Source organism: Campylobacter jejuni, from assembly GCF_001457695.1.
Classification (GTDB): domain Bacteria; phylum Campylobacterota; class Campylobacteria; order Campylobacterales; family Campylobacteraceae; genus Campylobacter_D; species Campylobacter_D jejuni.
Genome location: NZ_LN831025.1, coordinates 991,174 through 1,003,967, shown reverse-complemented (window position 1 = coordinate 1,003,967; position 12,794 = coordinate 991,174). Strand labels below are relative to the sequence as shown.

The window sequence follows — 12,794 nt, the reverse complement described above, 5'->3', positions numbered from 1 at the left end:
ATATGGCAAATAAATTAAAAGTTGCTTGGTTTGATGGACTTAATATTGGACAAACCCATTTTGAGCAGCAAGAAAGATTTTTTAATAGAAATATAGATCTTAAAACTATAAATATATATAGTAATTTATATGGAATAATAGACTTGGAATTTTCTCAAGAGATGTTATTGCAAGGAAAAATTGCACTTTCTAAAATTTCAGGTATCGCACAAGATGGAAGCATTTTTAATGCACCTGAGCAAGATTTGTTGCCTGAGCCTATTGAAATCAATTATGAATCTTTAATTGATTCAGTTGTGGTATTAAAAATTCCTATCGGAGTTACTGATATTGCTGATTTATCTTTAAGAAATACTTTTCCAAATTCAAAGTTTATATGTCTTAGAAATAGTATTGCTTTAAGAAATTATGATGATTCAAAATCTAATGTAATGGACAAAATTGAAGATGAGTACGAACTTGAAAATCTGACTTTTACACAAGAGAAAAAAGATTTACTTCTTGCTAGTTTAAGATTAAAACTTGGCATTTTAGGTAATTCAACTCCTGATGAACTTGAATTACCAATTGCAAAAATTAAAAATATTGATATCAATAAAAAAATTGAATTAGAAAGTGATTTTATACCCACTTGCTTAAATATCAGCAAAATATCTACCATAAGATCCTTTTTGGAAGAAATTATTTTTTCAATCAATCAACATAAAAAAGTTCTATCTAATGTTTTTAAAGGAATCGATCAAACAAAAAATACATTGGATTTTAGCACTTTTTTATCCCTTAATCTTTTAAAAAAATGGTATTTAATATTTTCACATCTATCAAAAAAAGATAAAATACATCCTGAATTTTTATACGAAAAATTTTTAGAATTTCAAGGAGAGCTTGCAGCTTTTAGCAACGAAGAATCTTTTTTAGATTTTATTCCTTATAAACACGATAATCTTTATAATACTTTTTTAAATATGATGAATAATCTAAGATTGTTATTTTCTAAAATCACAAGCCCTAAATATTTTATAGCTAAGACCAGTATTAACGGCAATGGTTTTTATGATTTTATTTTTGATAATTCGGGAATTTTAGAAGAAAGTGAAATTTATTTCGCAATTCGTGCAGATGTTACTACAGAATATCTACTTAATAATTTTAAAATTCAAAGCAAGATACATACTCAAAGTAAAATTAAAAATATAGTCGCAACTCAGCTTGAGGGCTTAAATGTAGATCAAGTACCTAATGTTCCATCTAGCATTCCTTATTTAAATGGTTATGTTTATTATAAATTAGATAAAAGAGATCAACTGTTTAAAGATTTTAAAAATGAAAGTATCATTAGTATGTACTTGACCAACAATATAAAAAACCCTGATATTATAATGTGGGCGGTATTTCAATGAAAGAAATAAATGAAGAAAAAAAGGCATTAAGCTTACTTCTTGATTCAGATTTTGATGGTTTAAAAAACAATAAAATTATTGATTATTCTTTGGAGTTGCTTTTGCTTTCTTATAGACTTTCAAAAATAAGCTCTATGGATACAAGTAATATTAATCAACTTAGAGAAACATTGATCAATAAAATTTTAGATATAACCGCTAAATTAAGTATATGTAAAGAATATGATGAAAAAGAAATTATTAAATTCAAATATTGTCTTTGTGTCTTTATAGATGAAAGCTTAATGAAAAATGAACTTTTTATTAATTTTTGGGCTCACAATACTCTAACTGTAAGGTTATTTGATGAAACTTTAGGTGGAAATAATTTTTATGATATTGCATCATCTTGGATTAATAACCCTTTTAAGTTTAAAGATTTTTTGGAATTTATCTATGCTTGTTTGATTCTTGGTTATAAAGGAAAATATAATGAGACTAAGGATAGAGATGAAAAAATAATTCATTTTTGCAATAATATTGCCACATCTTTAAAACCGGTTTATAAGATAGAAGAAGAGTTAGCTTTTAATAAAGCATATAAAACTGGTTTGAAAGAAAATATTTGGCAAAAATTTATAAGATTGTATTTTAAAAAACTTATTATCGTTGTGCCAGTATTGATTATATTAGGAGTATTAAGCTATGCAATTTTCAATTTAGAAACCAATAATCTTAAAGTGGATAATAATATATCTGTATTGATAAAAAATTTAACACATATAGAATAAATATACTAAATTTTTAAATATCAATTTATTTGTTATGAGTAAAATTAAATAAAAATTGTTTTACTGCTAGAATAAAAATCAAATGCAAAACCTATAAAAGGATAAAAATAATATAAAAACAAGCTTTAATTATGCAAATTATTAGTACAAATAAGTATAAGGTCGTATCATAATTATGCCATGGATATAATTCACGATACAATCCCAACTATAATTATGTATTTTAGTCAGGATTATTTAAGATAAATTATAATTAAGCTTTGCCCTCTCTCCAATCATCACTTCCGCTAGTTCCAGCAGCAGTATGTTCCCAAACTACTTTTCTATAGCTCATTGAAACTTTTAAAAGCTCGGTTTTATCATGATTACTTGACTCTTGTGCATTTGGCATTATTAATTCAATATTTGTAATAATTGCATCTTCCAATTTTGTAGTAAAAAAATGTTCAGATCCGCCACTTGTTGCGGTTCTAAACCAATGAACTTCGACTGTTGGAAGTCTTTCTCCTTTGGTAAGTGCATTATATAGCAAAGGCACAGATTTATTTAATGAGCAAGTAAAAGAAAAAGGCTTATGAACTCTTTGTCCAGAAGGTTGTCCACTTTGCTGATCAACAGGTACGGTTACAATATGAGATACCTCTTGAGCCATGATTTCATCTTCATGACCCGATTTATATCTATTGCCAATACTCGCTTCAGTAGATGCACCGCTTGAAATCAAACCTTGTGTGGAACCTTCAATTTTTATAAACGCTGGTTCAGCCATAAAAAAACTCCTTTAATTTTTTTTAACATTCAAAATTGTATCATTTTAATCTTAATCTATTAAATTTTTGCAAAATATTTGCATATTAATTTGTTTTTACTTTACTAAGGAATAATGATGTTTAAAAAAATATTTGATTTTGTGAAATCAAGATTATTTATAACTGCTTTTTTGCTTTGTTGTATTTTTCTTTTGAGTATTTTATTTTGGTTTTGGGGTTCTTTGGTAGCTTTTAATGACATATATATTTTTAGTAGTTCATTTTTAAGATTTAGTATTATTTTGATAATTTGGCTTATTGTTTTTTTGTTTTTTTTATTAAAGCCTATTATAAATTTTATATCTTCTTTAAAAAGTGAAAAAAGATTAAAATTTAAAGTCCTAAAAAAAGAAGCTGATGAGTTCATTTACAAATCTAAAAGAAACTTCTTTTTATCTCTTAAAGATGCCAAAGAAACATGGAAGAATGATTTAAAAACAAAAAATTTACCCTTAATTATCATCATAGGAAATGAAGGATCTGGAAAAAGCACTTTTATTAATTATTCTGACATCGAATACCCACTTAGTGATAGTTTAGAGTCTTATAAAAAATTCCATAAGTCTACTAGAAATTTTGCACTTTATGTATCAAAAAAAGGTGCTTTGTTAGATACAGAAGGAAACTATTTTTCACAAGAAGAATTTTTTAAGCCTACAAGTAGCGATGAAATACCCGAAGATGATATAGATAAAAATAGAGATTTTTTAATTAAAAAAAATATATGGAAAAAATTCCTTACTTTTCTCAATAAAAATTTTTTTCATAGCAAACTAAATGGAATTATTTTAGTTGTTGACACTATAATTTTCTTAAATAATCCTAAGGAGTATTCCAAAAATCTTATTAGATATCTAACAAAAAGAGTAAATGAATGTGAAAAAACTTTAAATTTAAAACTGCCTATTTATATAGTTTTTTCAAAACTCGACTTGATCGAAGGCATGAAAGAGTATTTTGATATTTTCGATAAAAAAATTTCAGATAAAATTTTAGGATTATCTTTTGATAAAATCTTAAGTGAAGAATTTTTAAATAATGAATTTAAAGAATTAAGTGATTCATTATTATGTTCCTTGATGAGTAAAAACTCCCATATTTATAATATAGAAAATAAAAATAAAAGCTACTTATTTTTAAAACAACTTGATAATTTATTTGCATTAGCAAAGACTTTTATTTTGGAAGTGCAAGAAGAAAATAAGCTTAAAAATAATTCTTATCTTAGAGGAGTTTATTTTGTTAGTGCCTATCAAGAAAATATTCCTAGAAATTTCTTACTCGATGCCATATGTGAGAAATATAACTGCAAAAAAGTATTATCAAAATCCAATATTATACATAATAAACAAAGCTATTTTGTTAAATCACTGCTCGAAGATTTAATTTTTACAGATTATTCTTTAAGCACTATGAAATCTTATTCTAAAAAATTATCTTTTTTAATTATAATTTTAATCATAAGCTTTGGAACATATGCTATATCTTCTTATTTTATAAGTAAAAACAATAAAGAATTCGAAAAAAGCCAAAACACCTTAAGATCTTTACAATTGCTTCTTAAAGATCAAGATTATCAAAATTTAAATATTAAACAAAAAGCTGACTTCTTAATTGAATTGAGAAATATTTTAAATACTTATCCTGAACTTTGGCAAGATAATAATATATTTCAATATTTAAATCTAAATCTCTCATACAAAGGATTTAAAGAAGCTAAACAACTTTATTACAAACTGAATGAAGATGTGTTAAAAAATACTTTATTAAAAGAAATGGAATATACTTTACTTACCGATACAAATAAAGAAAATTTAATCAAAACATTATATATGTATAGATCTTTGTTTGAACAAAAATATTTTAATAAAGAGATACTAAAAATTTGGATTAACGAGAATTGGAATACTTTAAGTAAGTATTCAATCTCTAAAGATGACTTTCTAGAAGGGGTGGATGAGCTTAAACAATTTAATCTTAAATCTTTTACAGAAGATGAAAACAGTATACATACAGGAAAAAGAAAACTTGAGAGTATAAGTAGAACTCAAAGAATTTACATTCTTCTTAATTTTTTAAATAGCGATAAACCTAAAGAAAAATATCTTATAAAAGAGGATTTAGGTTTTGCTGCAAATAGTGTATTTTCAAATAATTCTCAAATAACTTCTATAGATAAAATATATACAAAAGTTGGTATGATGGACTTTTTAAATGATTTAAATCAACAAGTTGACACCGCAATCAATATTGAATCTTGGATGCTAGATAACAATTTTAAAGAAAATAAAAACACTTTGACTATGGGTATTTTAAAATTATACTTAAGTGAATACCAAAATGCTTGGCAAAATCTACTCGCTTCATTGCAACCTGTTAGGTATAATACCAAAGAGGCAATACTTAATGAGCTTAATATCTTATCAAAAAAAGAAAACCCTTTATATTCTTTGTTAAAAATTGTTAGTTCTAATACAAATTTAAATGATGCAGTTTTACTAACTCAAGCCTACAATTTAGGATTAAATGCTGGGGAAATTAGATCAAATTTTATTGGGGTAAGCAATGCTTTCACACAATATCATAAGCTAGTAAACAAAAATACACTTTTGAGTGTTGGTAATATAGAAGTGGGCAAAGGCACTGATGATGAAAAAATATTAGATATTCTTAATACAAATATTACAAATATGTCCAATAAAATTATAGATTTTAGTTCTAATAATAACCAAAGTGCTGAAGAAAAAATTTCATATGCTCTTGGAGGCAATAAAGATGCCAATGATCCTTTTGCTGTATTTCAAATGAACATAAAAAAATTACCTAATGATTTAGAGAGATATTATGGTCAGCTTTCTAATTATTCGTGGAATTTTATAGAAAATCATGGTATTTCTTTATTTAATACTGCTTGGATTAATGAAGTGTATAATCCATTTGTTAATGATATTGCACCATATTATCCTTTTAATGATGAGAGTGTAGCAGATCTTAGTATGGATAGTTTTAAAACATTTTTTGGAAGAAATGGGACATTAAATAGTTTTTATAAAAAATACTTGAACAATGTTTTAGTAAAAAGAAAAAATAACTATTCTATCAATTCTCAATTTGCTTCAAAATTAAATTTCTCTAAAGAATTTTTAGATTTTATCACCAATGCAGGCAATCTCTCTAGTCTCATACTAAATGGTAATGATAATATAAAAGTTAATTTTACTATTCAAAGCCTTGATTTAAGTGCGGATTTTTCCTTTATAAAGCTTGGCTATGATAATAAAAATATCCAATACGATCATACTCTTAATCAAACCCTACAAATTGTAGCAGAAAAATTCAATAATGGAACAAGTTTAAATTTTACAGCCTATAACTACTCTAATCCTAATTTAAATTATACAAAATCATATAAAGGAGAATGGGCATGGTATAAGTTTATAAAAGATAATAAAAGTAATTCTATATACAGCATTATATTTAACAATAATAAAAACTTATATTTTGACTTTGAAATTATTAACGGTGCTAGTGAATTAAATAATATAGTTTATATTTTAAATAATCTTAAAATAGTAGAAAATATTACAGGGGTAAATAAACAATGATAGAAAAAGAAGAGATAGGAATTGCTATTGAGAATTATGACGAATGTATTAGTGGTTCTAAAACATTTGTATTTAACACAAAGGGTGGAACTATAGGAAGCGGTGATGATTGCACTTTTCGTATTCAAGATAAACTAGAACAAATCAAAAATACCCATGCCATAGTATCTTATGAAGAAGGATCTTTTACAATTGCAGCTTTTGAAGATTCTGACATTTATTATAATAAGTCCTTTTCTAGAATGCCAAGTGGCTATGAAATAATAATCAGCATAGGCGATATTTTTAAAATCGGTAATTTAGAATTTAGATTTGTAGATGCAAAAAGCATTGAAGCAAGCATTAAAGAAAATAAAAAATACTTAGAAGATATTGAAAAACGCAATCATTTTGATGAAATTGAAATTAAACCTAGAGGAAAAACAAGTATAAATTTTGACAAAAACAAAGAGTTAAAAGAGATTTTAGAAAATAATGATTATAAATTTATTGAAGAAGAAAAGGCAGATGATAGCTTTTTAAAAGAAATAATTCAAAAAAATCCAAATTCATTAGAATATGAAAATGTTTTAAAAAGTTTGGTAAAAAATTTAAAAGATATTAAAACAAAACAACAAAGCTCTAAATTAAATAAAGATTATTCTTCTATTAGTATCAAAGATTTTGAAAGTATTATTAATAATATACCCTTAATCAAATCCACAAGATTGATCAATATTTTAGCCCTTAGCCTAATCGCAAAAGAATTATATACTCCAATATTTGAAGAAATGGAAGAAAATATGTTTATTAAATATATTGAAGCTGCCATACAAAACAATATCAAAGAAGATAAGATTCTTTTTGAAAATCTTACCATCAAAGCATTGGAAAAGTATATTAAAGATTTTGAGTGATTTTTACTCTTTGATATTATGCTCTTTAGCATAAGCTAGTATCTTAACTCTTAAATCCTCTGGAAAATTATATCTATAAATAGCAGGAATTCTTGGGTCAAGAAGTTTATCAAGCTTATGTCTTTTATAAATAATTTCTAGTCTTTCAGGGCTATAGTATCTTGGAGCATTAGGATAGCCTTGAGGAGGAGTTAAGGCTGCTAGTTTGGCGCTTAATACTAGAGTATCTTTGAATAAAGTGGCTTGTCGATCACCCCAATCATTTGGAATATCAGCATCAAATCTAGTTTCCATTCCATTTACATATCCATCCATATAATGATCAAATTCTTTCCTGCTTTCAGAAGTAGAATCCACATCTCTTGGATCTTTTAATTTACCTTTTTCAATATCATCATATAAAGCCCAAATGATTCTACCTTCTTCATCAAGAGCAAATTTATATCGATTTAAATCAATCACCCAATCTACTCCTATAATCTCATCTAAAAAAGGTATCATACCAAATTCATCTAATAAACTCTCATAATGATAATCGTGTAAATCGTAAATCATTTTTGCTCTAAGCTTATTCCAATGTTGCCCTGTAAGAAAAGAATTAGAACACAATACTGCTAAACCTAAACTTTTAAAAGCATTTTTATCTCCAAGTTGAGCTTGTAAGAACAATGCTTGTTGTTGTCTTGCTTTAAATCCTACGGCAGCTGTAGGACTAGCTTTAATATTTCCCAAAAGTAAAGCAGACAATTCCCATTCATTAAAGAAAGAATAAGATTTTAATGTTCCACGATGAGAACTTACTTCATCGTAAATATAAGCGTATTCTTCATTGATTAAATTTCCTTTTTCATCTACATTAGCATAAGCATCATAGGGTATATCTATAACCACAGATCTTAATCCACTTCTTATTGCTAAATATTTATATCTTTCTCTTTTAGTTTTTAAAGATTTATAATAAGCTTTTTCTGCTTTAGTCCAAGGAGCTATAGCTCCTTTTATAGGATCTTTTAAATAAATACTTTGCCATTCTTTAAATTCAAGTAAAGTAGAACTTTGCCCTGTATAAAAGTTAGGATCTAGGTATTGGGGTTTATAGTCTTTGTAGGGGGAGTTTCGTTTAATGTTGTGTGCTTCAAACAAAGCTTTGGAATATTCTTCGGTATAATTGCCCTTTGCTGGTGGATGTGAATCTAAACTTTCTACAAAATATATTTTGTTTGTTTCTTTATCTACTTTTACAGCTATTCCATTAGGTGTATAAATTTTATAAGTCTCACTCATTATTTATCCTTTCGTAATTTATCCCATATATAAACCATCTTCTATGATTATAGTAGTGGCTAGTCTGCCTATGAAATTAGGCGGAGTTTTTGTTTCTGATGTGATATCAGCATTTGCACTTGCTTTGCTAGTGTTATTTTCTCTTTTGCCTATAGCTTTCAAGCTTTCTTTATTTTCATTTATCCCCATATACATAGCCTTAAGATTGTTTTGTCCTATGATATTGAGTTTTTCTAGTAATCTTCTGGTTTTATTTTTATCTTCTATATATCTTCCTGTTTTATCTTTACTTGTATTGTAAATTCCATTAGCAAAATCTTGTAAAATTTGTAAAGCTTCATTGTAAGCTTGAATGGCTGTTAAATTGATTTCATCATTAACTTCTTTATAATACTTTTCTAATGCAGTATTTTTTAGGATATAAATTTCAGATTTAATGAGTTCTATACTATTTAAACTTTGATTAAAAAAAGTATAATCATCTCTTTCTTGTATAGTTTCATTTTCATCTTTTGTTATCCTTAAAGCGGATCTTTTCTCATCAATAATCAAATAAGATAAAAGTCTTTTTAAAAGAAATTCTTTATTTTCTTCAAGCTTTTGATCTATTTCATAATGAAAGGAAAAATGAGTGTCAAAAACTCCTGTGCAAAGATCTATGCCATAAAAAATTTTCTTTAAATCAAAGCTAATGAATTTCGAATTGATTGCAAAAGGATAAGTTATAAAATGATCTCTTATAACCGCTAAAGGAGAATCATCTTTAAAGGTGTAAAGCTGATAAACAATGCTTTCATATTGTTCTTGTAGGGCTTTAAAATTTGTTGGAAAGAGATAATTTAAAAAAATACCCACAAATTCTCCAGTCACAATAGAAGCAAGGTCAAGTTTATTTAGCTTAGCATAAGTATAAATAGTATATTTTTGAGTTTGTATATCTATGCTATGCATAAGAGCAATTTTAGATATATTGCTTTCTTGATTAGAGTATATAAATAATTGCTTCATATATTTATCACTCCAATAAATCTTAATTTGTTTTTCATTAAAGTATTCTTTTATCTTTGTGATAAATAGATTTAAACCGGATGTATTTTTTTGTATTATTAAATTGGATTTTATCTCTTGTGCTAAAATCATTTGGATTTTAGTATGAATTAATTCTTTTTCTATTTGTTGCAAGCGTGCTTTTATTATTAAATTAGATTTTATGTGTATATGATATATACTATTCTTTTTTGGAGGTGCAAAAATACCAAGCTGTTCTTTAAAAAATTCTTTAAATCCTTCTTTGTTTATTTTAATACAAGCTTGAATAACATATTCTATTGTTTTTAAAAAATTAAAATCCCACAACATTTGAGCTGTAAAGCTGATAAAAGGACTAGCACTTAATAAAATTTTTAACATTGCATAAGTAAATATTTCACTTGTTTTTTGTTCTTTTGCCTTATTTAAATATTCTTTTCCATACATCTGTTCCAAAAGCTTTGATAAATCTGATATTTGTTTCTCTATATCCATCCATGCAACAAAAGCTCGTTGCGTTTCTTCGTCTAAATTCATAAATTCTTTAATGCATTTTTGTTCATCTAAATGATACATTTGCTTTAATTTGATTATTTTTTTATCTAATGTATTTGTTGTATCTAAATCTTTTGATAATTCATTAAAAAAATCATCTATAGTTATCGAACTATCATTTTCCACAAAAGAATAATCTTTTTTGTCAAGTATTTGTAATAATTGCGATACAACTTCATATGCTGTAATATTTGTTGGCTCATTATTTACATATATTGGACATTCATCTGTCCATAAAACATAAGTTTCCTCTAAGTATTTTATATATACAAAATTACTGCCTCCATATTTTTTCAAATCCAAATTGATATTTGGAAAAATAAGCTTAGCTTGATACAAGACAAATGAAATGAATAAACATTCCATTAAAGAATAGTTCCCAAATGAAGATTTATCCGATTTTTCAAAAAACTCTTTTTTCAAAAAAGTTAAATATTGATGAGCTATCTTCTTTTCTTTTTCTATGATGGATTCTTTGGCTTCGTTTTGTTTAAAGAATTTTTTGATATAAAAATAAGGAAGCCATTTTTTATCATTTATTTTTTTATTGTAGTCAATATAAGCTAAAATGTTTATTCGTTCGCAATGTCGTAAATTTTCCGTCTTTTTTACTATTTCTATCATTGGCTCATTTTCTGATATTGCTAATTTTTCTTTAGCTGTTTTTGCGAATTCTGGTAGCTTCTGCGGTGTAGCAACAAAATTTGTTAAATATTTATAAACCTTTTGCATATCTTCATAAGCTTTTTTACTATTCTCATAAGCTTCTTTGGATATTTTCACAAAAGGGCTTAATTGTAAAATATAAGGTTCATTTTCATCTTGTGGCATTTCTATGCTATATTCGCTATAATCTCTTGTGCTGTCATAAGTTTTTTTTGAAGTATCAATATTTTTTTTAATTCTTCTGTATTTATCTTGTATATTATAATTGGCGATTTCTTGAGTTAAACTTTCACTAAGTCCTGCATTGTATTTATTGGGGATATTTGAAATAATCAAATAATTTTTACTCATTTTAGTTGTATTTAAATCTATTTGTGCATTTTGATTTTTTTGTGCGAAAAATTCAGCTAGTTTACTTGAGTTAAAATTTGGACTTTCTATATAGGAAAAATAAATAAATTGTTTAATATCTTCTTGCAAATTCTTTAAAATAGCATTGTTTTTTAAATACAAATTAGATAATTTTTGCGTTGAAATGAAAGCGGGTAAATTGCTCGATTTTGAATCATTGGGTGTATTTTTATACCCCTTGTCTTTTTGTTCTGAGTTTAAAAAGATTTCACTAAAAATATTTTCAATGCTTTTTATTTCTTCGCTTAAAGTGATTTTATAAGCCAAATTCGAAGCGATATTGCTTTCATCACTTCCAAGATATAATCCAAAACCACTTAAATCAATAATTTCTTTTTTATCAATAATTAAAACACAAGATAACAAGCGAGAATTAATATAATGAATAAACATAGCACATCTAGTGGCTAAAAATGCGGCTAAAGGCGTTAAAAGTGTGCCATAATCTCTTTGAGCAAATTCATAATACTCGCTTGCAGAACCCATTAAAGAAAATAAACCAGCAGCCAAAATAGCTAATCCTGCCCCACCTGTAAGAACAGCTACCACTGTGGCTATTGCAACACCCGCTATAGCACTTAGTATGATTTTAATTTTTTCATATTCTTTTTCTTCGGCAAGTTTTTTAATGTGTTCTAACAACTCATTGATAAATTTTTCATAAGTATTTTTTAAAGTGGGACTTATGCTATTTTTGAAAAAATCCGATTCTATGACATTTCCAATCTTTTCTAAAACTTTTTTCTTAAAATCATCAAATTTCTCACTGCTTATATCATCAGGATCAATGTTTTCGATTAACTCGTCTAAGGTTGTTATATCTTCAGAATCTTTGGCTAGTTCTTTTAAAGTATTGATAAATTCGATACAAAGATTATTTTTATCTGTATGATAAAAAAGATTAAAATCTTTACCTTGTTTCTTGTCTTGAATTTCTTCTTCTAAGTCTTCTAAATAAACTTTAGTGCAAATTTCACTGCTTGATAAATCTTTTAAATTTACATTTTGTCCAGCATCAAGCTCATTAAGGGTATGGATATTTATTTCTATATTATTGTGATTATCGCAAGTTTGTTTTAAAATTTCTAGTATTTCCATAGTCAATATTTGATTTTTAGATAGCATTTTTCTTTGATGAAAATCAATATTTTTTAATATAGCGTGTAGAATAGAAAAATTAGGATAAATAAAATCAATCTGTTTAACTTCTTTATTGTTGATTGTTAAATTTTTAATAGTTTGAATTAACTCTGTTTTAGAACTTATAAACATAAAAGATTCCTTATATAAAGCATTATTATATCATTTTTTATTTGCTAATATTTTTTGTCTCTCTATTAATCTCTCCTATCCACCTAAGCACATTACC

7 protein-coding genes are annotated in these 12,794 nt (G+C 26.0%); 4 read left to right on the top strand and 3 right to left on the bottom strand.

Translation table 11 applies throughout. From position 1 onward, the window contains the following. Positions 1–2 precede the first annotated feature (2 nt). Together tssK and icmH are read left to right on the top strand one after the other, a co-directional pair. A complete protein-coding gene (tssK, locus tag AT682_RS05160; protein ID WP_002779660.1) occupies positions 3–1,400 on the top strand; it encodes a type VI secretion system baseplate subunit TssK in 1,398 nt (465 codons plus the stop codon). Next, positions 1,397–2,170 (top strand): type IVB secretion system protein IcmH/DotU, encoded by a 774-nt coding sequence (gene icmH, locus AT682_RS05155; protein WP_002882778.1) that lies wholly within the window; start codon positions 1,397–1,399, stop codon positions 2,168–2,170. The genes tssK and icmH overlap by 4 nt, the downstream gene beginning before the upstream one ends. 253 nt (positions 2,171–2,423) lie before the next feature. On the opposite strand, the gene AT682_RS05150 is transcribed toward icmH, so the two are convergent. Further along, positions 2,424–2,939 carry an Hcp family type VI secretion system effector gene (locus tag AT682_RS05150; RefSeq protein WP_002779662.1) on the bottom strand — a complete coding sequence of 172 codons (516 nt, stop codon included), beginning with the start codon at positions 2,937–2,939 and terminating at the stop codon, positions 2,424–2,426. A gap of 117 nt (positions 2,940–3,056) precedes the next feature. Here AT682_RS05150 and tssM point away from each other — a divergent pair, with 117 nt between their 5' ends. Beyond that, positions 3,057–6,584 carry a type VI secretion system membrane subunit TssM gene (gene tssM / locus AT682_RS05145; RefSeq protein WP_002882779.1) on the top strand — a complete coding sequence of 1,176 codons (3,528 nt, stop codon included), beginning with the start codon at positions 3,057–3,059 and terminating at the stop codon, positions 6,582–6,584. After that, complete coding sequence (locus tag AT682_RS05140; RefSeq protein WP_002882780.1) at positions 6,581–7,480, top strand: FHA domain-containing protein; 900 nt, start codon at positions 6,581–6,583, stop codon at positions 7,478–7,480. Before tssM ends, AT682_RS05140 begins: the two co-directional genes overlap by 4 nt. A gap of 3 nt (positions 7,481–7,483) precedes the next feature. Here AT682_RS05140 and AT682_RS05135 read toward each other — a convergent pair whose 3' ends face one another. Continuing rightward, positions 7,484–8,764 (bottom strand): hypothetical protein, encoded by a 1,281-nt coding sequence (locus AT682_RS05135; protein WP_058207854.1) that lies wholly within the window; start codon positions 8,762–8,764, stop codon positions 7,484–7,486. Between the two features lie 18 nt (positions 8,765–8,782). After that, entirely contained in the window at positions 8,783–12,697 is a 3,915-nt protein-coding gene (locus AT682_RS05130) for a hypothetical protein (RefSeq protein ID WP_002883509.1), read from the bottom strand. Positions 12,698–12,794: the final 97 nt, after the last annotated feature.